Genomic DNA, 22,919 nt, shown 5'->3' with positions numbered 1-22,919 from the left:
AGAAAGTGTGAATTTAGGGGTGGTTACTAAATTTTAGCAATTTTCACCGATTTTCGCTAAATTTCGTCAATTTGACCAATCTTTACGCAAATAAAAAGCCGAACTGGTAAATGGTTCGGCTTTTTTGTGGCTTTGATAAAGCGTTTGGCGGTTTTTTCAGTTTTTCGGTTTTTTCTGTTTTTCAGTGGCTTTGTGCGATGATTTGGCACAGCCAGTTGGCAAAATGCTCTACTTTCGGAGCAGGCGTGGGGCGGTGCAGCAGATAATAGCTCATCAAAGACGGTATACGCACATCAAACAGCGGCACCAGTCGCCCTGATTTGATGTCGTCATCGGCAAGTGCGCTTCTTGCCAACGCCACGCCATGTCCGTCCATCGCCATTTGCAGCACTTGGGCGGAGTTGTTGATTTGCAGTCCCATCGGCAGGGCAACGTCCGCTTCCAATGCCGCCAGCCATTTTTCCCACGTCATAAATTTAGGGTGTAAGGCGAGTGATGTGTCGTAAATCATCGGCACACGCGCCAAATCAGCAAGTGTTTTCGGCTCATATTTTGCCAAAAATGCAGGCGAGCAGACCGCAAATACCGTCTCATCAAACAGCCGAGTTGCCGTCAAATCCGCCCAATCGCCCACGCCATAACGCACCGCCACATCAATGCCGTGGCGATCAAAATCCAGCGGCTTTGTGTTGGTGTCTAGGCGCACATCGATGTTTGGGTGGGCTTGATAAAACTCGTGAATGCGTGGCAGTAGCCATTTAGAAGCGAAGGCAGGACTTGTGGCAACGGTCAAAACGTCATCGGTGGTGATGAGTTTATCCAGTCCTTTTCCCAAACGGGCAAAGCCTGCCTGAATGTCTGGCAGGGCTTGCTTGGCAGGTTCGGTGAGCGCAAGGCGGGTTTTGCCGTGCTGATGGCGGTGAAACAGCGGCGTGCCAAGCTGGGTTTCCAGTTGCTTGACCAGTTGTCCGACTGCAGCCGACGTTACAAACAGCTCTTTGCCTGCTTCACTAAAACTGCCCAGCCGCGCCGCACTTTCAAAGGCTTTTAGGGCTTTTAGGTAGGGGGAGAGGGGTTTCATTCTTCAAAATCTTGCCGATTTTCCCAAGTATAGAATTTTGTTAATTCGCGTTTTTGAGAAGAAAATTGCCGATATTTGTCTTCATCTAAAACCGTTTTAAGCAGCCATCCGACATCCGTTCTTGCCAAATCATGGGCTTCGTCATTGCTTTTACCTTCTTTAATGTGTTTATGCCATACATCATGCAAAGGCGTATCTTGCCAATCGGTATTGACACCGCCGAACAAATCACGAACCGAAAAAGGCTCATCGGTTCTGTTTTTAAGCCAGCAGTAAACTGCTCCTTTGATAAAGGACTTTGCCAATTTGGTTTGTTCTTCTGTCAAACCGTGTACCCGCCTGATTTCTTCATTATCTATGAACATGAAATACCTCAAATCCGATAAAGATTTTCTTTTTGTGTTGGTAAGTTTATCTCATTTGTTTAATGATTTCAATGCCTTCATAATATACACATCGAAAACGGTACGGTACTGTTTTCCAGCAACTAACAATGAAGGTACAAACAATGAACAAACGTTTTGAAAATAAAGTCGTCATCATTACAGGTGGTGCGTCAGGCATGGGCTTGGAGGCAGCACGTCGTTTTGTACAAGAAGGTGCGAGCGTGGTGATTGGCGGTCGCAGTGCGGGTAAATTGGCGGATGCCGCCAAAGTGATTGACCCGACAGGCGCAAAAGTCCGCACCGTGGCAGGCGACATTTCCAAACCTGAGACCGCTAAAGATTTGGTTTTGGCAGCGACTGAAAACTTCGGCGGCGTGGACATTCTCATCAATAACGCAGGGATTTTTAATCCGAAACCGTTTTTGGAACTCACCGAAGCCGAATACGACAATTTTGTGGATATCATCTTAAAAGGCAAGTTTTTTATGGCACAAGAAGCCGCCAAAGCCATGCAAAAACGCGGCGGCGGCGCGATTGTGCAGACCGGCTCTTTGTGGGCGTTGCAAGCGATTGCCGCTACGCCAAGCTCGGCATATTCTGCCGCCAATGCAGGCGTACACGCTTTGACCAAAAACTTGGCGATTGAGCTGGCAGGCGAAAACATCCGCGTCAATGCTGTTGCCCCTGCGGTGATTGAAACGCCGATTTACGGCACGTTTATGAGCGAAGAGCAGGTCAAAGAAACCTTGCCGACTTTTAACAACTTCCACCCGATTGGTCGTAATGGTCAGCCAAAAGACGTTGCCGAAGCCATGCTGTTTTTGGCAAGCGATGATGCGTCATTCATCACGGGTACGGTATTGCCTGTGGATGGCGGCGTGATGGCGGGGCATTAAGCCGAGCGCAGTCGTTTCGGTGTTTTTTTGTTCAAAGTGGCTGCTTGCAAGTCTTAAAACGAACAAATGCCGTCTGCATTTTAATCAATTTACAGACGGCATTAGCCACTTAACCGTGCCGCAACCTAGTCCAGCACTGGTACAAACGGTAAGGGGTGCAAACGGGTTTGTACACCGTGAACGGCAAAGGTGCTTAAATAATAATGTGTCATCGTTTTGGTTAAGTCAAACGTCTTTGCCACACCTGTCATATTCTGTATTTTGTTGAGATAGGCGGATAAATGCCGATAATCGGCAAGGCGTTTTTTGGCACAATCAAACACCCGATAATACACCGCATCAAACCGCATAAGTGTCGGCACAACAAACCAGTCGGCAAGGCTTAATGTTTCGCCCAGCACAAAACTTTGTCGGGCAAGCCGACTGTCTAGCGCGTCCAAATAAGCAAAAATCGCATTAACTTGATGCTCGTATTCGTTTTGACTGCCTGCCTGTATCACGCCATACACCGCACGGTTGAGTTGGTTGTGGATGTCGTCCAGCACGGCATTCATCTCATCATCAGACAATCCCGCCCAAAATTCACGCCGACCGCGAAGAAATTCAAACACCATATCTTTTGATGAATTGCTGATAAACCGACCGTCCTTACCTACCAACAAAGGCACGCTTGACCCTACTTGCCCGACTTTTTGATATAGCTCAGGCATGGTTTTTGCCCCAAAAAGCGGTTCGTCCGACAAGACCAACCGACCTTGTTCATCTTTTAAATCATCAACATATATTACATCAATATCATTACACCCCGCCCACAGCATAGCCAGCAGCACACGATGACAAAACGGACACGCACTTAGCACATATAAATTCATGACGATGCCTTATTCCCATATTGAACCAATAAAATTCCGCCTACCATCACGGCTACACCAAGCACCTTAAATAAGTTAATCGGTTTTACAGTCAAGCCGAAGAAGCCGAAATGGTCAAGCACCAACGCCCCGATTATCTGTCCGGCAATCGCCAAAACCGCAAAATTGGCAATGCCGATTTTTGGAGCAAGAATGACCGAGCTTGCCACAAACACCACGCCGCACAACCCGCCAAGCCAACCATACCAAGGCACATGACCCAAATTGCCAAATTCGGGAGCGGAAACTCGAAACAGCATAAGCAGTGGCACGGTCGCCATCACGCTCACCGACAAAGACACCAAAGTCGCCCATAATGGCGAACCGAGCGAACGTGCCACAAATGCATTTAGCGGGGCTTGCAGTGGCACAATCATGCCCACCAAAAGGGCAAAAATAAAATTTGTCTGCATTTTTTTCTCCAAATCACGATATGGAAGTAGTTTAAGTTATTTATTATAATAATACTAATCTTTTATTAATATATAGGTTATTCGTAATATGAATAAACTTCGCCAATTAGATTTAAACCTATTGCTGGTGTTGTATGTGTTATTGCAAGAAAAACACGTCTCACGCACCGCCCAACGGCTGCACAAAAGCCAGCCTGCCATCAGCCACGCTCTAAACCAGCTGCGTGTTTTTTTTGACGACCCTTTGCTGTTTCGGCAAAACGGGCGTATGACGCTGACTGCAACCGCCCAGAGCCTGTACATACCGCTGGGCGAACTGCTGGACGGTTTGGATAATCTGCTTGGTGGTGCCGATTTTGACCCGAGTACCCACAAGCAAAATATTCGCCTTGCCATGAGTGATTACGCCAGCCGTGTCATTTTGCCCCCAATCGTGCATAAGCTCCGCCATACCGCCCCTAATATCCGCCTTGTGATTAATCAGCCGTCCAGCCGTGAACATTTGCTGGCACAATTGGCAAATGGCGAGATTGATGTGGCATTTGGCGTGTTTGGCAATGTGCCCGCCCAGATGTGTCGGCAAGTGTTGTTTGTTGAGCGTTTCGTGTGCGTTACGGACAAGAAAAATCTGATGAAATATCAATCGCTTGATTTGAAAGATTGGGCAAAATTGCCCCATATTTCGCTTTCTTTGCAAGCTGACAGCCGAGAAGAAATTGCCCATTACCTGCATAAGTTTGGTTTGGATTGGCATAGCGTGATTGCCTTACCGCATTGGGGGTCGGCGTTGTCATTGTTGGCGGACAGCGATTTGGTGCTGGCGGTATCGTCGCGTATGGTGGACGATTTGACCGCTTATCCGACGTTGGCAACCTTTTTCCCGCCTGCTAAGTTGCCAAGCGTGGATTATCTGATGTTATGGCACGAGCGTAAACAGACAGATAAATGCTTGGATTGGTTTAGAAAACTGGCAGCAGAAGGTTTGGGGGCAGAATAGTGTTTTAAAAGATAAGCGGTCGGAAAATGCAAAATTTTTGCAAAATCCGACCGCTTTTATTTTTAAATTTCAGGCTGTCTGAAAAATAAATACCGTCTAAAAGTTAAGTTTTCAGACGGCTTTTTATTTTAAAAAATAATCGGTTGAGTTTTTATAATTTCCAAACCCAACCGCTTTTATCACTTCTCGATCAACCGATATTCTACGGGTATCCAGCGATAACCGCCGTCTTTTTCGGCTCGGATATGCCCGATTCCCGGAAAGGGCAGATGCGCTCCTGCCACCAGCAATTTACGCTCGGCGATTTTTGGCAGCATTGTCAAACGGGTTTGGCGGGCGGAATCGGCATTCAAATCAAACTCCACCGCCACTTCCGGATGGCTCATCTGAATGGCGTGATTGTGCATTAAATCGCCCCACACCAACAACTGCTCGCCTTTGGAGTCAAATTCAAAACCGCTATGTCCCAGTGTATGCCCAAACAATGGAATGGATTTGACGTTGGGAAAGACTTCATCGCCTGCGTTGTAAAATTTTATCCGTCCTTTGTTTTGATACGGCTTGGCAGCTTCTCTCGCCCATTGCACAAAGGGCTTGGCGGCATCAGGCACTTTTGCCATCGGCGTATCCAGCCAAAAGGCTTTTTCTTGAATTGGCAGGTAAATGGTGGCGTTTGGAAACACCATTTTGCCGTTTTTGCTGACACCGCCAAAATGGTCGGCGTGCATATGTGTCGGCAAGATGATGTCAATTTGTTCGGGTTTGTAACCTGCCGCTTCAAGACTTGTAACCAATAGTCCTTTTTCAATAAATTCAGGAATTTGCGTTTCGCCTTTGCCCGCGTCTATCAAAATCAGGTTGTCGCCTGTGTTAATCAAAAACGCAATGATCGCTCCTTCAATACCGCCGTTTGGGGTGCGTGGCGAAAATTCATGGTTTAGTATCGCTTCAAGCTCGCTCTCGGAAAACTTGGAATAATTGGCAAACATCGCCTTCTTCATACTGCCCCAGCCGTCATACAGGGCGGTAACTTCAATGTCGCCCACCATCACACGGTAATACCCCGGCACCTGCGTTTTTTGCATGGGGACGGCGTTTTTGGTCGGCGTGTAAGTTGGCGTTGGATGTGAATGGGCGTGAACGCTTGTTGTCAATGCCATGCCTAATAAAGCGGTTAAAAGTAATTTTTTCATGATTTTCTCCAATGAAGTTTTGAGAACGGTTTAAAAATAGCCGGTTGGGTGTTCCGTTCGCCCTGAGCTTGTCGAGGGGTCTGGCGGAAAACCATCATGGTTCGACAGGCTCACCACGAACGGTTTTCTTGTCAGCGCACTTTTTAAACCATGTCCTAAATTTGATATTGATAAATTAACGCGTTCTTTTTGCCATCGCTTCCATATCGTCAGGCATGAGTTTGCCGCCGCCAAAGCTCATGTTTTCAAGTGGTAAGGCGTAAATCAGCAGAGCGATGTCGTCTTGTCCGATACCCGCTTTTTCCACCGCATATTTGGTAACCAGATCGGTCAATTTGCGCTTTTCGTCCAGCGTGCGGGTGGTGCTGACATCAACCGTAACAATCATCCGCTTGTCGGTGCGGTTCATGTTGGGAAAGGTGGGATGGATAAACAGATTATCGTCAGAATGCTCGTTAATGATGACAAACTGGTCGTCCATCGGGGCGTTTAAGGCATCGTGAATGGCAAGCACAAATGCATCTGCCAACGCTTGTTTTTGGTCTTTGGATAATTGCCCTTTGGCAATGTGGGCGTTAAATACTGGCATAATTTACTCCTGATTGATGAATGAATAGGCGCATTTTATCAGTTGTTTTTTCACAAAAACAGCGTTAAAATTCACAATAATGTGAATTTTTTCCCAATAAAAGATGAATTTAGACTGGAACGACTTGCGCTATTTTGTGTCATTGGTGGAGTACGAAACGCTGACCGCTACCGCCAACCGGCTGAATGTAGAACACGCTACGGTGGCACGGCGGATTGAACGGCTGGAAAAAACGCTGGGGCTGCGCTTGTTTAACCGCATGAATAAACGCTATCTTTTGACCGATGACGGGCGGGATTTATACGGAGAAGCCAAAAAATTGCAGGTTGGTATCCGTGAATTTGCCCAATTCGCCAAAGACAAACGCCAAGCGGTGAGCGAGGTGGTGGTGTCCGCTCCGCCCCTTGTGGCACAACGCTTCATCGCTCCACGGCTTAACGGGTTTTACCGCCGTTTTGCCCATATCCGTCTGGTGCTGATGAGTGATGTCAGCGTCTCCAAGCTGCACCACCGCCAAGCCGACATTGCCCTGCGTATGGGCGAACCGAAACAAGACGATCTGGTGGCAAGACGGCTGACGAACCTAACCTACCATTGGGTTGCCCACAAAAATTATCTCACCCAAACCGCCGAACAAGATTGGCAGTTTTTAGGCTTAAATTTTAACAACACCGAGCAGACATGGCTGATGGAGAAACTGGGCGATAAGCCGATACGTTTTTTGTGCAACGATTTTTCAGTAATGAAATCCGCCATCATGCAAGAGCTTGGCGTGGGGTTTTTGCCTGACTGCTGTCTGAATCATGATGAGCTTAAAGTGGTGGAGAGCCTGCCTGATTATGCCATACCGCTTTATTTGGTGATGCACGAAGACGTGCGCCAGTTGGAGCGGGTGCGTGCGGTGGCAGATTTTTTGGGGGAGCTGTTGGGGGATTTTTAAAAATTTCAAGCGGTCGGATTTGGCGGAGTTTTTGCAAGGTTTCCCCAAAACTTGACCGCTCTTTTAAGCCAAATAAATAAAAATGCCGTCTGCAAAATCTTTATCCATTGCAGACGGCATCCCCTTCACCCATCCCCACTCCCCGAATAAATAAAATACAATGCCACGCCCAAGCAGGCGACGGCAAGAATGCGGTAGGGAGAGAACGTGATGGCGGCATTGCCCAGCCAGCCGAAGTGGTCGATGAGCATTCCCATCAAAAGCTGCCCGAAAATCACCGCCACCGTTGCCACCGCTGAGCCGATACGCCACACCGCCAGCACCATAATCACGATGTACGGCACACCCAGCATTGCACCGAGCAGCTGCCATTTGGGTACGTCCAGCAGGGTTTTGCCGTGATTGGGTTCAAAATACACAATCAGTAATGCGGTGACGAGCGCGCCGAGCGAAAAGGTTAAAAACGCACTTTTGAACACGCCGACATTACGCCCCAATTCGCTGTTTACCGCCGATTGGACGCTCAACGCCGCACCGCCCAAAAGCGACAGCAAAATCATCACAGCCAGCATCACACCGCCCCCATATCCAGCGAAATCAAGCCCAAAGCCGCCAACGCAAAACACAATGCCGACACGCGGCGGCGGTCAATCTTGCGGCGTGCGACACCCAGCCAGCCAAAGTGGTCAATCAGCATACTGGAAAGCAGCTGTCCTGCCAAAATCCCAATCATCGTCACCGCAATCCCGATAATCGGCACGGCAAGTGCCAGCACCACCACATACGCCACACCCAGCATACCGCCCGTCAGCGTCCACGCAGGCTGGTCGAAAAAAGACGGTGCATTACGCGCACCGAAAAACAACATCAGCAAAAACGTCAATGCCGCACCCACGCCGAAAATGCTGAAAGTCGCCCACAATTTGCCGACTTCCTGTCCCAACGGGCCGAGAATACCTGCTTCCACCGACAAGCCGGCACCGCCCAAAACCACCAATAAAATTAAAACAAACTGCATTTTCCCCCCAATGTTTTCATCGGTTTATATTATATGCAGGATTTTTATTGCAAAAAATGACATAATATGAAAAACATTTTTTCAAATATTGCACAAATGACTTTATCCGAACACATCAACGCCAAAAATCTCGAACTGTTTTTGCAGGTTTACGAACAAGGCAGCTTCTCCGCCGTCGCACGCCGCCAAAACGTCTCGCCGTCATTGATTTCACGCACCGTTTACCAGCTGGAGGAAGCCGTCGGACAAGCCCTTTTTTACCGCAGCACACGCTCGATTTCGCCCACCGAAAGCGGACAACTGTTTGCCCGCTACGCCCAAGAAACCCTGCACACCCTAAAAGAAATGCAAACGCAAATGCAGTCGCTCAAAGGCGAAGTCGGCGGAGTGGTGCGTATCAACAGTGCCGTCATTTTCGCCCAAAAACACATTGCCCCTTACCTTGCCGCCCTAAACGAGCGTTATCCCAAGCTGCAAATCGAGCTTGTCCAAACCGACAGCCTTGCCGACCCGCAGCAGTTTGACCTCACATTCCGCATCGGCCCGTTGAACGACAACAACCTGCGTACCAAAATCATCGGCGAACACCGCACCTACTGCGTCTGCTCGCCCGCATACGCCGACCGCTACGGCAAGCCTGCCAACCTTGCCGAACTCGCCCGCCACCAATGCCTGTTTTACAAAGGCACAAACGGCATCGTCCATTGGTTTGCCAAACAGCAAGACGATTGGCAGCAGCTGAACCTGCCCGTCAAACTGACCGCCAACAACGCCGAAACCCTGCTGCAATCCGCCCGTGACGGCTTGGGCATCGCACTTTTGCCCAACTGGATGATTTATCAAGACATACAGACAGGCAGCCTTGTTCCGCTTTTGAGCGGGCACACGCTGAACGAACGCATCGACCGCCAATACATACTCGCCGTCTATCCCAACCACCGTCACACCCCGACCAACGTCCGCGCGGTGCTAGACTTTTTGTCCGAGATTTACGGGCACACGGCATATTGGGAGATATAGGTGTGAAAATGCCGTCTGTAAAATCCGCAGTCAATTTACAGACGGCATTTTAAATTGCCTGCAATACAATTTTTCACTAAAATATTGTTTTATTTTATCAGGCAAAAACCTATGCAAGACAATCTCAAACTCTCCAATCAACTTTGTTTTCCTTTATACAGCCTGTCCCGAATCATCACGAGCGCCTATCGCCCTTTGCTTGATGAATTGGATTTGACTTATCCGCAGTATTTGGTTTTGCTGGTGTTGTGGGAGCACGGTCAGATGAGTGTTGGCGGTATCGGTGAAAAGCTGCTTTTGGACAGCGGTACGCTCACGCCTCTGCTCAAACGCCTTGAAGCCAAAGGTATGATTACACGCGAACGCAGTCAGACGGACGAACGCACGGTGTTGATTTCGCTCACCGAATCAGGCAAAGCCCTGCAAGAAGAAGCCTACCATATTCCGAGCAAACTTGCCGATGAACTGGGTGAGATTGGACAAACTGAAGTGAAAGCTATTAAAGATTTGTTTCAAAAATTGTCGAAGAAACAGTAGGTTGAAAATAAATCGCTAAAAAATCCGCCTAAATGTATTGTACACAATTTAATTTTACACTATAATAAAACTCATCTTAACCAACTCATCGGAGTATCTTTTGAAAATCTTTTACCACACATCAGCAACAGCCACAGGCGGACGTGACGGACGCACACAGGTTGATGACGGCTCTATCGGCTTTGACTTGGTCGGCTTTCAGAACAACAGCGGTAAAGTCGGTACCAATCCAGAACAACTTTTTGCAATGGGTTATGCCGCCTGCTTTGACAGCGCGATGAACCACGTCGCCCCAAGTTTGAATTTAAAACCTACCAAATCATCTACCAACGTGGCGGTCGGCATCGGTCAAAAACCAGACGGTGCGTTCGGTCTGGACGTGGACATTGCCATCACGGTGGAAGGCTTGAGCGAGAGCGAAGCGAAAACCTTAATCCAAAAAGCCCACGAAGTCTGCCCTTATTCTAACGCTACCCGCGGCAATGTAGACGTAAGGCTGCACGTGAAAGTGGTTAATTAGTTTGATTTGTAATATCAACTTGATTGGCACAACTTCGCTTAGTGCAATTTGACAAATCAAGTATTGCAAATGTTAAGCAAAAGTCAAACCCAAGCAAGCCGTCTGATTTTTCAGGCGGTTTTTGCTGTGGTTTTATTGCGATTGCATTGTGGCAAGCCGCATCGTGGTAAATCACACTTTATCTGAACGCCACGCACAAAAGTGTAATATTTCTACCACCAAAAGCTACGCCCACACACACCAATTTTTTGTACAATAGCCACATTTCTTGACAAACCAAAAGAGCAATCCATGACAAATCTTTCTCCCATTTTCAGCCCCCTGACCCTAAATAATGGTGTATCCGTGCCAAATCGTCTGGTGGTCGCGCCGATGACGCATTACGCTTCTAATCCAGACGGCACGCTGTCGGACGAAGAGTGCACCTTTTTGGCAGGGCGCAGCGCAGATTTTGGTATGTTTATCAGTGCCGCCACGCTCGTTCACCCAAGTGGCAAAGCCTTTCACGGACAGCCTGCCGCCTATGACGAAGCGCACTTGCCAAGCCTGACCGAGACCGCAAACATCATTAAACAAGGCGGCGCCAAAGCCATCTTGCAAATCCATCACGGCGGCTATCAGTCCTTGCCTGACTTGGTGGGCGAAGTCATCGCGCCATCAGACGTGGACGACGGCAAACACAAAGCGCGCGCCATGAGCGTGGACGAGATTTTGGCGGTGATTGACGGCTTTGGCGTAGCAACTGACCTTGCCATTCGTGCTGGTTTTGACGGTGTGGAAATCCATGGTGCAAACAATTATCTGATTCAGCAATTTTTCTCACCACAAGCCAACCGCCGCACGGACGATTGGGGTGGCAGCTTAGAAAATCGCTTGCGTTTTCCTTTGTCAATCATCAAAAAAGTCAATGAAATCAAAGACAAACACGCAAAATCAGACTTCATCGTTGGCTATCGTTTTAGCCCAGAAGAAGCAGGCGAAAACGGCTTGACGATGGCTGATACTTTTGATTTATTGGACGCATTGAGCGTGCAAAACTTGCAATATCTGCACGTTTCTTTGTGGGATTTTTACAAAAAAGCACGCCGCGGCGCAGACACCGAGCGCACACGTATGGCGCTGATTCACGAGCGCATCGCAGGCAAGCTGCCTTTGATTGGTGTGGGCTGCCTGCTGTCGGCTGATGATGTGGCGAAGGCTTATCAGACAGGCTGGGCAGAGTTTGTTGCGGTGGGCAAAGCGGTGATGATCAACCCAAATTTCGCCACGCTGCTAAAGCAAGGCAAATACGAGCAAATCTCCACCAGCATTGACCCTGAGCGCAACGACATTTACCGCATTCCTGCGCTTTTGTGGCAATACCAACAAAAAGGCTTGGCATATTTGCCACCGCTAAAAGGCAAAGAATGGCAACCGCTTGATATTTAAGGTTTTTTATATTTGCAGTTTTTAGCTTGAAACCGTGATATTTTGGCGGTAAAAACAGCAAGAAAATGGCGGCAAACGCACTCAAACCGCCATTTTCACCGCCTTGCCCAAAAGCATAACCTAGCACACCGCTTTGAAATATGTCTATACAAAACTCACACAAGCACGGCATTGCGTTTTTAGAACGGTTTGCTATAATTGCGAACACTTATCTTTTTATTTAGGTCAGCTCAACAAACCATGCGACTTACCAACTACAGCGACTACGCTTTGCGCACCTTGATTTATTTGGCGGTCAAGCCAAGCCCAAATGCGCTTGCCAACATCAATGACATCGCCGACAGCTACCAAATTTCCAAAAGTCATCTTACCAAAATCGTGCACCAGCTTGGCAAACTTGGCTACATTGAAAGCGTGCGCGGCAAAGGCGGCGGCATCAGGCTGTCCATGCACCCACGCAACATCAACATCGGCGAGCTGATCCGCCACACTGAAAGCGATTTTAACATCTTAGATTGCCTCACCGATCCCACGCCAGACGGCTCGCCAACGCTTGCCAGCAAACTTGGCAACTCAAGCACAATCCCAAGCGTGGACATCACCGCAGACGATGTCATCGCCCAAAGCTGCGTGATTTCGCCTGTTTGCCAGCTTAAAGGCGTGTTCAGCGAAGCCATGCTGGCATTCATCAAAGTGCTGGACGGCTACACGCTCGCTGACGTCATCAGCAATGCCGATGAGCTTTTGGAATATTTATAAGCGTCTGGCGATTGGAATTTACCAAAAACGTGTGCCACATTGTAAGAAAATGCTTACACGCATTGGCGAAATTTGCCAATTTTCTTAGATGGTGGATTTTGACATAATACACCCAAGCAGCAAGGATTGGTGAACGGAGACACCCTAGGGAAGTTTGCTGCAATCAAGGACGATACTCAAGGAATGGATAGGGAAGCAACAAAGCCACAGTCTGCGGGACACACCCCCACCCAAGCCACAGCCCAAAGGTTGTGGCTTTGTTGCGTTTGGGTGGCGTGCAAAAGATGACTTGCCAAAAGTGGATTTCTTAGTTTAATCTTTCAATTTCAATTACTTATAAAATCATTGCAAATCACTCAACAAACTTCTATAATGGCTTTTAAGATGTAAATAAAATACATCTTAAGTTTGCGCCAGCGTTTGTGCGTCCAAATCATACAGCACAAACCGCAAGCCAAACGGCCATTTATGCTCACAAGAGCGCAACAAAACAGCCAATTACAAGGAGAATATCATGGAAAAATGGCTTGACTCATTGATTACCGCCACACCACAAGAAGGCTTTGAGCTGGCGATTAAACTGGCGCGCATGGGCGTGAAATACACCCAGCCTGATGCCGACATCAGAAGTAAACTGCGCCCTGTGTACGAGCAAAATGCCGACAGCCTGACGCTGGCTTCGCAAGTGGTGGCAATCCACTACCAAACCGTTGCTCAAGCGAATAATTATTGGAAGTGAGCTGTACAAACCACTCAAAACAGGTGTAATCAGCACCATCTATATAATAAAAAGCAAGGCTTGTGGTCTTGCTTTTTTTAATAAAACTCATTTGGTTTATTTGGGGAGAAGTAATGAAACTCTACACTGCAACAGGTTTGCCGACTCAATGGGGCAACGTCCGCAGCTCGTCCGCCTTTGCATGGAAAGCCGAAAGTCTGCTACTTAGCGGGTTTTCAGTGCTGGTTTAATTGGGGATTGTCAATCCGTCAGCTTTTGCAAAAAACGTTGGCAAGTTGTCCATGCTTCATCAGCTTGCGGTGTTGGAAAGGCTTCAAAACCATGCCCCAGCAAGGCAACTGATTTTGGAAAACTGATGTACTGATGCGATACGTCAAGCTCACTTAGGCGTTTGGCAAACGCTCTGGCTTGATAATCAAAAGTGCCTGTATTGCCGTCTGAAAGCCTTTAACCCAGTTTTCAGACGGCATTTTGTTTATTTTAGCGGCTCACAAGCGGTCGGATTTTTAGCAGATTTTGCAAAAACTTCGCCAAATCCGACCGCTTGTTGTTATTCGCCAAATACTTTTTGCTCAAAGCGTTTGACGTATTGGGCAATTTTAGGTTCGTTTTGGACAAATTGCGACAACGGACAATCAAAACGATTGGCAAGCAAGTTGGCAAAAATGGCAACACAGGTGGCATCTGTGGTGGTTGGTGTGTCGCCAAATAAAAATGCTTTGTCGCCTAAAAAGGTCAGTACTGCCTGAATATCGGCAATGGCAAAAGCATAGATTTGTGCGGTGTCGTGTCGTCCGATACCGTGTTCAAAGGTTTGCTTGCGGATTTTTTCCTGCAACTGCTCATAGATAGTCGCTTTGGCTTCTGTCGGTGCGCCTGCCAACATTGTTTCAAACACAAAGCCTTTGCCCTCAGGGTCGCAAAAACGGCTGTATACCAATGCCCAATAGGTGCGTTCTTCCAACATTACTCTCAATGCGTGGGCAATGGCTTGTTGTTCGGCGGTGAGCGTGTCGTCCGCTGCCAAGCCGTGATGTTCGCACAGATATTGTTTAATCAGCTCACTGTCGGCGATTTGGTGGTCATCAGCTTGCAATACTGGTACTTTTCCTTTGGGCATTGTGGCAAAGTCGCCCACATCTTCACGTTCGTACGCCACGCCAGACAAAGCAAGCAAGGCTTCGGCTTTGTAGGCAAAAGGTGAAAACGAGCGTAAATCCTTTGAACCTGCGAATGAATAGAGTTTTAGCATAAATAATTCCTTAACGATAAATGATTTGATTTTATTCTAGTGAAATGTTCCGTATGTTTCAAACATCAATTTTTATTTTAATATATTGAAATCTATACATATTTATAAATTTGTCTTAAAATGAGACAAATTTATTATAAGTGTTTCATAATAATGACCATACAAATTGATGATTTGCGTGCCAAGCGTACACAAAAAGCCATTCAAGATGCATTGATTGAATTGCTTTATCAAAAACCTTACGAAAAAATCACAGCACAAGATATTGTGCAGACGGCAATGATCAACCGTTCTACTTTTTATCGTTACTATTTTAGTAAAGATGACTTGCTTGGAAAAATGATAGAAGAAGTAAGGCAAACTTATCGTTCGGCATTAAAAAATCGGTTTAATGCCGAACAAGATAGGATTGTCGGCTCAACGGCGGATTTAACCCACCAAGAACGCAGGTTGCTGCTTGCGTTATTTAAAGTTCGTACACCCAAACACGATTTTTATCAAGAAATGCACACACTCACCAAAAGCCACTTTTTAGCCTACGCCAGCCAAAAATCACCCCATCAAAATTGGGATTATCACGCCGACAGTTACGCCACACTGTTTTTGCACGGTGCGATGTATTTTTTGCAAAAAAATCAGGACATCAGCGAAAGCGAGCTTGTGCAGAGCTGGGAGCAGATTGTGGATTTGTTGAAGGCAGAGTAGCAATGCCGTCTGAAAACGTTGATATTTTTCAGACGGCATTTCTTCATTTCATCAACTCACAAGCGGTCGGTTTTTAGGCAAACCTTGCAAAAACTCCGCCAAATCTGACCGCTCTCTCATACGCATTTCAAATTTATGCTCCGCCTCTTGACTTCCCTTTCCTTACACGCTAAAATACGTCTAAATTTTTAAACATATAATCAGATAATGCCTAAAACCACCATTGAGCTGTTGCAAGAAGCCGTTCCTGTATTTAGTGCGTTGGCGGACGATAACCGACTGCTGATTTTAAAAATACTCAAAGACGAAGGCAGGCTTAATGTCAATGCTTTAACTGAAAAGCTCCACCTTTCACGCCCCGCGGTGTCGCACCATTTAAAACTGATGCTGGCGGCGGGTTTGGTCGGTGTGGAGCAGGTCGGCAAGGAGCGTTATTATTTGGTAACACTGGAAAATGCAGGCAGGCACTTTCAGCATTTGATGGCGGCGTTTATTGCAGACGGCTGTTTGGACAGTGCTTTACCTGCTGATGTTTAAAACAAGGCTATCCCGAGCAATCGGGATTTTTAACCGCAAAACAAGTTTATATTTTTAAACTTATTAACATGAGGTAACACAATGAACAATCTTAACCAACCGCTTAGCCTAAAAAACGGCAAAGTCATTAAAAACCGTATTTTTAAAGGGGCGATGAGCGAGCAAATCACCAAAGGCAACCGCCCTGATTTGGCGTATGCCGAGCTTTACGGTGCGTGGGCAAACGGTGGTGCGGGCGTGCTGGTAACGGGCAATGTGATGGTGGATTACACCGCGTTGGGTTCGGCGGACGATGTGGTGATTGAAGACGAGCGTGATTTGGACTTGCTCAAAGCGTGGGCGAAGGCAGGCACGGCAAACGACACTGTGCTGCTAATGCAAATCAACCACCCCGGCAAGCAGTCGCCAAAAGATTTGTCGCCTGTGCCGGTTGCCCCGAGCAGCGTGGCGTTGGGCGGTGCGGTTGCGGGATTTTTCAACAAACCGCGTGCGCTCAGCGAAAATGAGATTTTGGATTTAATCAAGCGTTTTGCGAAAGCGGCACACGTTGCTGAAAAAGCTGGCTTTAGTGGCGTGCAAATCCACGCGGCACACGGCTATCTCATCAGCCAGTTTTTATCGCCAATCCACAACGTGCGGGACGACAAATGGGGCGGCAGCCTTGAAAACCGTATGCGGTTTTTGGTGGAAGTTTACCGTGCGATGCGTGCGGCAACTTCGTCTGATTTTATTATCGCCGTCAAACTCAATTCGGCAGACTTCCAAAAAGGCGGTTTTTCAGAAGAAGAAAGCGTGCAGGTGGTGGAGTGTTTGGTCAAAGAAGGCATTGATTTGGTGGAAATTTCAGGCGGCAACTACGAAGCGCCTGCGATGCTGGACGGCGTGAAAGAAAGCACCAAAAAACGCGAGGCGTATTTCTTGGATTATGCCCAAAAAGTGCGGTCGGTTTGCACCGTGCCATTGGTGATTACAGGCGGTTTTCGTTCGCAGACGGCAATGAGCGAGGCGGTGGCAAGCGGTGATTTGGATATGGTCGGGCTTGCCAAACCTTTTGCCTTGTTGCCTGATTTACCGAACCGCATTTTTGGCGGCACATACCAAACTCTAACCACACCGCAACCAAGACTGGGCGTGGCAAAACTGGATAAAATGCTCGGCTCAATGGTTGAGATGAATTGGTATATGCACCAAATGAAACTGATCAGCCAAGGCAGACAGCCCAATCCGAACAAATCGGCGTGGGGGATTTTCTTTGCGATGCTTGTCGCACAGGGCAAAGGGGCGTTTAGACGCGAAAGAGCTTAAATGTGCGGTTTGGTGAGATTTTTGGCGGGGTTTTGGCTGGAATTTTGATAAAAATTTGGCAAAATTTCGCCACCGTTTTATCAAAAATCACACCAAACTTTTCATTAAAACTTATTCAAATTCACCAAAACTTTATCAAATTTCCCAAAAAAGCCGTCCAAATTTACGTTTGGGCGGCTTTTGTGATGGTTGTCGTTGCGATGTTACGGCTGCATTTTATGGCTGGCGGTGCGTCAATCGCCATTCACCACATCGGCAAGCAGCTGATACGAGTGTCTTTGCGCCGCTTTGTCATAAATGTAGCTCACCGCCATCAGCTCGTCCGCTTGTACTTTGGCTTGCAAATCGGCAAGCTGCGCCTTGGCGGTGTTGGGCGAGCCGATGAGCGACACCGCCATCATGCTTTTTGCCATGTCAATGACGTATGGCGGCATACGGCTTTCAATGTCTGCGACAGGCGGCTTCATGCCAGAGCGCTCGCCTGTTACCACATTGGTGAAAAACTGTACGCTGGTGCTGGCAAGCAGCTTCGCTTCGTCATCGGTATCGGCGATGATGGCATTGATGCCGACAATCACTTTTGGCTTATCCAGCACGGCAGAAGGGCGAAAATTTTGTCGGTAAATTTTTACCGCTTGGGTCAAAAACCGCGGCGCAAAATGCGAAGCGAAAGCATAAGGCAAGCCAAGTTCTGCCGCCAAATAAGCGCTTTCGGTGCTAGAGCCTAGAATATACAGCGGTACGTTTAGCCCCTTGGCGGGATAGGCACGCACTTTGTCGTCATCGCCATCGCCAAAATAAAACTGCAAGTCTTTGATGTCATTTGGAAAACTCATCGCAAAATCGTCTTGATGGCGGCGAATGGCGCGCGCGGTGGCAGGGTCAGTGCCGGGCGCACGTCCCAGCCCAAGATCCACACGGTTTGGGTGCAGCGTCGCCAGCGTGCCGTACTGCTCCGCCACGACAAAAGGCGAATGATTGGGCAGCATGACACCGCCTGCGCCCACACGAATCGTGCGTGTGTTGTCCAGCACTTTTTGAATCAAAAGGCTGGTCGCCGAGCTTGCCACATACGGCATATTGTGGTGTTCGGCAATCCAATAGCGTGTGTAGCCGTGCGTTTCGGCAAATTGCGCCAACGCCACCATATCATCAATCGCCTGAAGAAAGCTCTCGCCTTCACGCAGCGGCGCTAGGTTTAAAATGGATACATCGGTCATGGTTGTTCTCTCTTTTTAAGTATTTATATATCTAAAAATATAGATTTGATAAGGTAAAATTTCAAGGGTGAATTGTGTTTTAAAGTTAAATTTTAATGTTGGATTTTAGGTTGGATTTTTAAAATTTGGTTTAACTTGCATTACCAAGGCGAAATTTGAAGCGTTAAATTTTAGGGCGAAACTATAAAGGCGCAAATCAAAAGCACAAATCTTGAGCTTGAAAATTGGGCAATTTGCATAAATCCACGCCAAATTTGTGCTCTAGCATGGCTTGCGATTTGGCGGTTTTGGGAAGTTTGCTGTCAATTTTCGCCCAATTCGCTTTGCAGGCTCGCCAAAAACCGCTCAACGCCTGCTTTGTGATAGCGATAATACGTCCATTTGCCAATGCGCCTGCTTTCTGCCAAGCCAGCCGCCTTCAGGCTTGCCAAATAATTGGACGCCACCGACTGCGCAAGCCCTGATTTTTCGGCAATCAAGCCCACACAAATGCCGCCGACAAAGCCAGTTTCGGCACATTTTAGGTGTGCATCGCCAAAATGGGCGGCAGGGTCTTTAAGCCACAGCAAAATTTGGTAGCGGTAGTCGTTGCCCAGCGTTTTACAAATATCAATCGTTGTCATGCGTTTATTGTATCTAAATTTATAGATATGTCAATGCAAGCCTAAGATTTGGGCGCAAGATTTGGGTATAAGGCTGGCGCATGGCTAAACGTGCATTTGACAAGCGAGTTGTGGCGTGGTATTTTGGCAAAGACTTGCGGCTGTGGCGGTTTAAATGGTTGATTGAAATTGCCGATTTGCATTGATGATTGTACGATTGATTGTAAAATTTAGCTCAAGTTATTGATTTTATTTATTATTTGACAAGGGGCGGTGATGGTGGATTTTGTAACGTGTGATTTGCTTGATGCGAACGAAAACAGCGGCATTCAGGTGATGTCGCCAAGTTTGGACGGCAAGTTTTTTCGCAGTTTTGGCGGACGTGCGGCATTTGGCGGACAAGCGGTAACGGTCAAATGCTTTGAAGACAACTCACGCGTCAAAGAGCTGCTTGCCACCGATGGCGCAGGCAAAGTGCTGGTGGTGGACGGCGGCGCGAGTATGCGCTGCGCTTTGATGGGCGATATGATTGCCGAATCAGCGGTGAAAAACGGCTGGGCAGGCGTGATTATTTACGGCTGCGTGCGTGATGTGGACGCGATTGCTGCGCTTGATTTGGGTGTGCAGGCACTGGCTGCCATTCCCCAAAAATCCACACGCAAAGGCGCAGGCGAGACAGGCGTTACGCTAAAATTTGGCGGTGTGAGCATTGCCGATGGTGCGTACGTCTATGCGGATAATAACGGCATTTTGGTGTCGCCGCAGCCGCTTTTGTAAATTCATGTGTAAATTCACGGACGTAAGTTTGGCGGATATAAACTTGGCGGACGTAAATTTGCAGATAAGAATTTGACAAAAAGCTGGATAAAAAAAGACCGCCCTTTATTATTGTGCGGTTTTTATGATTATTTTATTGTGCGGTCTTTTTTTATGAGTGGCTAATCAGTCGTCCAGCTGTGCGCGCAACACTTTGCCAGTCTTGGCGTGAACACGCACTTTATATTCTGTGCCGTCTGCTTTTTTGACTTCTACGTCATAAAAATTGCCAGTACGTTTGCGCTCAAACTCTACGTCCGTTGCCCGACCACCAACGTGCTTGGCAGCGATGTCAGCAGCTTGCTCAGCACTGATGGCGGCTTTTGCTGATTTGCCTTGCTTGTCGGCTTTGGCGTGTTTTTCAGCGTTGTCGCTTTTAAAGTGGCTGCGCTTGGCGTTGTCATCGTCTGCGTGGGCGCGCAACACTTTGCCAGTCGTAGCGTCAATGCGTACGTCATACTCTTGACCGTTTGTCTTTTTCACTTCCACTTCGTAGTAGTTGCCTGAGCGTTTGCGCTCAAAATCCACGTCTGTCGCTTGACCACCGATGTGTTTTGCGGCAATGCTCGCAGCTTGGCTTGCGCTGATTTGGCTTGCGGCTAGGGTGCTGGTGCTGGCAGCGGCTAGGGCGGCAGTTAGGGTCAAAGTTTTTAGTAGTTTCATGAGTGTTCTCTTTTTATGATTGGTTTGTGAAATTGAATTTAATTGCTTGATTTTTAAGTAAAATTAGTCGTCCCAGTCGTCATCGTCATCATCGTCTAGATGAACGCTTAATACTTTGCCAGTTTTTGCGTCAATGCGCACGTCATACTCTTGACCGTTTGCTTTTTTGACTTCCACTTCGTAGTAGTTGCCAGAGCGTTTGCGCTCAAAATCCACGTCTGTGGTGCGTCCGCCAACGTGCTTGGCGGCAATGCTTGCGGCTTGTTTGGCGGTGATGTTACCTGCGGCTAGGGCGCTGGTGCTGCCAAAGGCGGCGGTGCTGATGGCAGCAGTGAGTGCCAAAACTTTTAAGAATTTCATGGTATTGCTCCAAAATTTTAGGTTGTTATCGTCAAAGATTGCTTTTGGTAGTGCATATCCTTGATGGTGTGTATTATGCGCACCAAAACTTAGCTGAAACTTAGGAAGGCAAATTTAAGCGCAATTATTTTATAAAGTTTTGATTTTATTAAGATTTTATTTTTAAATTTGTGCGTAAGAATTACAATTTTGGTGAAATGTTGGCTGAAATTTAGGGAAAGTTTGAGTAAATTTAGGAAAATTTTGCCAAATTTCGTTAAGTTTTAGCCAAATTTTGCCAAATTGCGCCAATTTCCCACAATTTTTGCTAATTAATTGATAACTTTGGGTTTTATTTTTCATAACTTTTAAGAAATCAGATATAAAAGTGCAACAAATTACTGCCTTTCTTGCTAAAAAGTGGTATAGTACAGCAATTTTCAACGATTCATTGAATGCTATTGTAATTTAGATTTAGGAGTTATCATGCGTGCGTTGGTGAATGCTTATTTAAAAGCAGGGCTTGTGCCGATGATTGTTGTTGCGCTGATTTTGGGCGCGCTGGTGGGCGGCATTGCGCCGTCTGTAGGCTTGAGCGTGGGCATTTTGGGTTCGCTGTTTGTGGGCGCGCTAAAGGCGGTAGCACCGATTTTGGTGTTTGTGCTGGTGATGGCGGCGGTTACGTCTTATAAAGGCAACAGCGACTTGCGCATTAAGCCTGTGATGATGCTGTATTTGTTCGGTACGTTTGCTGCGGCATTGACGGCAGTGGCGGCAAGTTTTTTGTTCCCTGTGGAGCTGGCTTTGTCTGCGGTGGAAAGTGTGGAGCAGAGCGCGCCGCAGAGCTTGCGTGAAGTTTTGACCAATCTTTTGATGAATTTGGTGGCAAACCCAGTGCAGTCGCTGGTGAACGCTAACTACATGGGTATTTTGACGTGGGCGGTGCTGATTGGCCTTGCGCTGCGTCATGTGGGTGAGACCACACGCCAAGTGGTGAGTGATTTAAGCGATGCCATCACCAGCGTGGTGAAATGGGTGATTATGGTTGCGCCATTTGGTATTTTTGGACTTGTGGCGTCTACAGTGGCAGAAACGGGCTTTGGCGCGCTGCTAGGCTACGGCAAGCTGCTTTTGGTGCTGGTGGGCGCAATGCTGTTCATCGCATTGGTGTTCAATCCACTACTGGTTTTTGCCATCACACGCAAAAATCCGTACCCGTTGGTGATGGCGTGCTTGCGTGAATCTGGCGTAACGGCATTTTTCACCCGTTCAAGTGCGGCAAACATTCCTGTAAACATGAACCTAGCACGCAAACTTGGGCTGAACGAAGAGACGTATTCGGTTACCATTCCTTTGGGTGCAACGATTAACATGGCAGGCGCGGCAATCACCATCAACGTGCTGACCCTAGCGGCGGCGCACACGCTGGGCATTGATGTCAGCTTTGGTTCGGCGTTGTTGCTTGCGATTGTGGGCAGTTTGTCGGCGTGCGGTGCGTCTGGCGTGGCAGGCGGCTCGCTGCTGCTGATTCCGCTGGCGTGTAGCTTGTTTAACATTCCAAACGACATCGCCATGCAAGTGGTTGCCATCGGCTTTATCATTGGCGTGGTGCAAGATTCTGCCGAAACGGCACTGAACTCATCAACGGACGTGCTGTTCACCGCTGCGGCAGACCCAAAATACGCCTACAAAGGCTGATTGTCTGCTGATAAATCCAAGACCGCCCGTTTGTGGCGGTTTTGTTTTGGGCGAATTGGGTGAGAATTTGGGGCGTTTTTGGTGGAATTTTGGCGTGGTTTTTTGAGCAGACTTACTTGACAAAGGGTAATTTGACGGCATGAAAAACTTGCACAAAACAGCGCACACCCCCCCAGCAAAGACTTGGTAATAAAATACCTACAAAATCCGTCCCCCAACCATTAAAAATTTTGATATAATCTTAAAAATTGATGAATTTTATTTAATTTGATAGTTTAATTTGTAGATTTTGGCTCTGTGATTTGCCAAAAATTCCTTTTAACGCATTGTTTTTAAAGGGTTTTTGGCGATGGCA

At 47.5% G+C, this 22,919-nt stretch carries 27 protein-coding genes; 14 read left to right on the top strand and 13 right to left on the bottom strand.

Annotated features, from left to right (window positions below; all coding sequences use genetic code 11):
- Positions 1–181 precede the first annotated feature (181 nt).
- Positions 182–1,081: a LysR substrate-binding domain-containing protein gene (locus B0181_RS00675; protein WP_078275577.1), complete on the bottom strand. Its 900-nt coding sequence runs from the start codon at positions 1,079–1,081 to the stop codon at positions 182–184.
- The gene (locus tag B0181_RS00670) at positions 1,078–1,407 is read right to left on the bottom strand and encodes a hypothetical protein (protein ID WP_211276061.1); all 330 of its coding nucleotides are present in this window, start codon (positions 1,405–1,407) and stop codon (positions 1,078–1,080) included. The genes B0181_RS00675 and B0181_RS00670 overlap by 4 nt, the downstream gene beginning before the upstream one ends.
- Positions 1,408–1,589: 182 nt before the next feature.
- On the opposite strand from B0181_RS00670, the gene B0181_RS00665 reads away from it, so the two are divergent.
- Positions 1,590–2,363, top strand: a complete 774-nt coding sequence (locus B0181_RS00665) for an SDR family NAD(P)-dependent oxidoreductase (RefSeq protein WP_078275575.1) — start codon at positions 1,590–1,592, stop codon at positions 2,361–2,363.
- Positions 2,364–2,488: 125 nt separating this feature from the next.
- Here the strand turns inward: B0181_RS00665 and B0181_RS00660 are convergent, their stop codons facing one another.
- Both B0181_RS00660 and B0181_RS00655 read right to left on the bottom strand, forming a co-directional pair.
- A complete protein-coding gene (locus B0181_RS00660; protein WP_078275574.1) occupies positions 2,489–3,235 on the bottom strand; it encodes a glutathione S-transferase C-terminal domain-containing protein in 747 nt (248 codons plus the stop codon).
- Positions 3,232–3,687, bottom strand: a complete 456-nt coding sequence (locus B0181_RS00655; protein ID WP_078275573.1) for a DMT family transporter — start codon at positions 3,685–3,687, stop codon at positions 3,232–3,234. The genes B0181_RS00660 and B0181_RS00655 overlap by 4 nt, the downstream gene beginning before the upstream one ends.
- An 88-nt stretch (positions 3,688–3,775) precedes the next feature.
- Between B0181_RS00655 and B0181_RS00650 the strand changes: the two genes are divergently transcribed.
- Positions 3,776–4,684: a LysR family transcriptional regulator gene (locus B0181_RS00650; protein ID WP_078275572.1), complete on the top strand. Its 909-nt coding sequence runs from the start codon at positions 3,776–3,778 to the stop codon at positions 4,682–4,684.
- A gap of 179 nt (positions 4,685–4,863) precedes the next feature.
- Here the strand turns inward: B0181_RS00650 and B0181_RS00645 are convergent, their stop codons facing one another.
- Both B0181_RS00645 and B0181_RS00640 read right to left on the bottom strand, forming a co-directional pair.
- Positions 4,864–5,877 (bottom strand): MBL fold metallo-hydrolase, encoded by a 1,014-nt coding sequence (locus B0181_RS00645; protein ID WP_078275571.1) that lies wholly within the window; start codon positions 5,875–5,877, stop codon positions 4,864–4,866.
- Positions 5,878–6,052: 175 nt separating this feature from the next.
- Positions 6,053–6,466, bottom strand: coding sequence for a tautomerase family protein (locus B0181_RS00640; protein ID WP_078275570.1), 414 nt, complete (start codon positions 6,464–6,466; stop codon positions 6,053–6,055).
- Positions 6,467–6,569: 103 nt separating this feature from the next.
- Here B0181_RS00640 and B0181_RS00635 point away from each other — a divergent pair, with 103 nt between their 5' ends.
- Positions 6,570–7,406, top strand: a complete 837-nt coding sequence (locus B0181_RS00635) for a LysR family transcriptional regulator (RefSeq protein WP_078275569.1) — start codon at positions 6,570–6,572, stop codon at positions 7,404–7,406.
- 125 nt (positions 7,407–7,531) lie between these two features.
- Here the strand turns inward: B0181_RS00635 and B0181_RS00630 are convergent, their stop codons facing one another.
- Together B0181_RS00630 and B0181_RS00625 are read right to left on the bottom strand one after the other, a co-directional pair.
- The gene (locus B0181_RS00630) at positions 7,532–7,978 is read right to left on the bottom strand and encodes a DMT family transporter (RefSeq protein ID WP_078275568.1); all 447 of its coding nucleotides are present in this window, start codon (positions 7,976–7,978) and stop codon (positions 7,532–7,534) included.
- Positions 7,978–8,424, bottom strand: a complete 447-nt coding sequence (locus B0181_RS00625) for a DMT family transporter (RefSeq protein WP_078275567.1) — start codon at positions 8,422–8,424, stop codon at positions 7,978–7,980. The genes B0181_RS00630 and B0181_RS00625 overlap by 1 nt, the downstream gene beginning before the upstream one ends.
- 66 nt (positions 8,425–8,490) lie before the next feature.
- On the opposite strand from B0181_RS00625, the gene B0181_RS00620 reads away from it, so the two are divergent.
- From B0181_RS00620 to B0181_RS00595, 6 genes are all read left to right on the top strand, one after another.
- Entirely contained in the window at positions 8,491–9,444 is a 954-nt protein-coding gene (locus B0181_RS00620; protein ID WP_078275566.1) for a LysR family transcriptional regulator, read from the top strand.
- A 111-nt stretch (positions 9,445–9,555) separates the two neighbouring features.
- On the top strand, positions 9,556–9,981 hold the full coding sequence (locus tag B0181_RS00615) for a MarR family winged helix-turn-helix transcriptional regulator (RefSeq protein ID WP_078275565.1): 426 nt from the start codon (positions 9,556–9,558) through the stop codon (positions 9,979–9,981).
- Between the two features lie 100 nt (positions 9,982–10,081).
- Positions 10,082–10,501, top strand: a complete 420-nt coding sequence (locus B0181_RS00610) for an organic hydroperoxide resistance protein (protein WP_078275564.1) — start codon at positions 10,082–10,084, stop codon at positions 10,499–10,501.
- Positions 10,502–10,792: 291 nt separating this feature from the next.
- Positions 10,793–11,929, top strand: a complete 1,137-nt coding sequence (locus tag B0181_RS00605) for an NADH-dependent flavin oxidoreductase (protein ID WP_078275563.1) — start codon at positions 10,793–10,795, stop codon at positions 11,927–11,929.
- Positions 11,930–12,169: 240 nt separating this feature from the next.
- A complete protein-coding gene (locus B0181_RS00600) occupies positions 12,170–12,688 on the top strand; it encodes an RrF2 family transcriptional regulator (protein ID WP_078275562.1) in 519 nt (172 codons plus the stop codon).
- 514 nt (positions 12,689–13,202) lie between these two features.
- Positions 13,203–13,427: a hexameric tyrosine-coordinated heme protein gene (locus B0181_RS00595; protein ID WP_172462099.1), complete on the top strand. Its 225-nt coding sequence runs from the start codon at positions 13,203–13,205 to the stop codon at positions 13,425–13,427.
- 550 nt (positions 13,428–13,977) lie between these two features.
- On the opposite strand, the gene B0181_RS00590 is transcribed toward B0181_RS00595, so the two are convergent.
- Entirely contained in the window at positions 13,978–14,679 is a 702-nt protein-coding gene (locus B0181_RS00590; RefSeq protein WP_078275560.1) for a glutathione S-transferase family protein, read from the bottom strand.
- 153 nt (positions 14,680–14,832) lie between these two features.
- Here B0181_RS00590 and B0181_RS00585 point away from each other — a divergent pair, with 153 nt between their 5' ends.
- The 3 genes from B0181_RS00585 (at position 14,833) to B0181_RS00575 (ending at position 17,226) form a co-directional block, all read left to right on the top strand.
- On the top strand, positions 14,833–15,384 hold the full coding sequence (locus B0181_RS00585) for a TetR/AcrR family transcriptional regulator (protein WP_158078915.1): 552 nt from the start codon (positions 14,833–14,835) through the stop codon (positions 15,382–15,384).
- 207 nt (positions 15,385–15,591) lie between these two features.
- A complete protein-coding gene (locus tag B0181_RS00580; RefSeq protein ID WP_078275558.1) occupies positions 15,592–15,921 on the top strand; it encodes an ArsR/SmtB family transcription factor in 330 nt (109 codons plus the stop codon).
- Positions 15,922–16,002: 81 nt separating this feature from the next.
- On the top strand, positions 16,003–17,226 hold the full coding sequence (locus B0181_RS00575; protein WP_078275557.1) for an NADH:flavin oxidoreductase/NADH oxidase family protein: 1,224 nt from the start codon (positions 16,003–16,005) through the stop codon (positions 17,224–17,226).
- Between the two features lie 233 nt (positions 17,227–17,459).
- Here the strand turns inward: B0181_RS00575 and B0181_RS00570 are convergent, their stop codons facing one another.
- Together B0181_RS00570 and B0181_RS00565 are read right to left on the bottom strand one after the other, a co-directional pair.
- Positions 17,460–18,446 carry an LLM class flavin-dependent oxidoreductase gene (locus tag B0181_RS00570; RefSeq protein ID WP_078275556.1) on the bottom strand — a complete coding sequence of 329 codons (987 nt, stop codon included), beginning with the start codon at positions 18,444–18,446 and terminating at the stop codon, positions 17,460–17,462.
- A 302-nt stretch (positions 18,447–18,748) separates the two neighbouring features.
- Positions 18,749–19,069: an ArsR/SmtB family transcription factor gene (locus B0181_RS00565; protein ID WP_078275555.1), complete on the bottom strand. Its 321-nt coding sequence runs from the start codon at positions 19,067–19,069 to the stop codon at positions 18,749–18,751.
- 255 nt (positions 19,070–19,324) lie between these two features.
- Here B0181_RS00565 and rraA point away from each other — a divergent pair, with 255 nt between their 5' ends.
- The gene (rraA, locus tag B0181_RS00560; RefSeq protein ID WP_078275554.1) at positions 19,325–19,825 is read left to right on the top strand and encodes a ribonuclease E activity regulator RraA; all 501 of its coding nucleotides are present in this window, start codon (positions 19,325–19,327) and stop codon (positions 19,823–19,825) included.
- Positions 19,826–19,990: 165 nt separating this feature from the next.
- Here rraA and B0181_RS00555 read toward each other — a convergent pair whose 3' ends face one another.
- On the bottom strand, positions 19,991–20,527 hold the full coding sequence (locus tag B0181_RS00555) for a PepSY domain-containing protein (protein WP_078275553.1): 537 nt from the start codon (positions 20,525–20,527) through the stop codon (positions 19,991–19,993).
- Between the two features lie 63 nt (positions 20,528–20,590).
- Positions 20,591–20,887 carry a PepSY domain-containing protein gene (locus B0181_RS00550; protein ID WP_078275552.1) on the bottom strand — a complete coding sequence of 99 codons (297 nt, stop codon included), beginning with the start codon at positions 20,885–20,887 and terminating at the stop codon, positions 20,591–20,593.
- A gap of 465 nt (positions 20,888–21,352) precedes the next feature.
- Here B0181_RS00550 and sstT point away from each other — a divergent pair, with 465 nt between their 5' ends.
- A complete protein-coding gene (gene sstT / locus B0181_RS00540; RefSeq protein WP_078275550.1) occupies positions 21,353–22,564 on the top strand; it encodes a serine/threonine transporter SstT in 1,212 nt (403 codons plus the stop codon).
- Positions 22,565–22,919 lie beyond the last annotated feature (355 nt).

The organism is Moraxella caviae, assembly GCF_002014985.1.
Taxonomy (GTDB): Bacteria; Pseudomonadota; Gammaproteobacteria; order Pseudomonadales; family Moraxellaceae; genus Moraxella; species Moraxella caviae.
The sequence above is the reverse complement of the archived record's forward strand: the minus strand, read 5'-3'. Positions and strand labels throughout refer to the sequence as shown.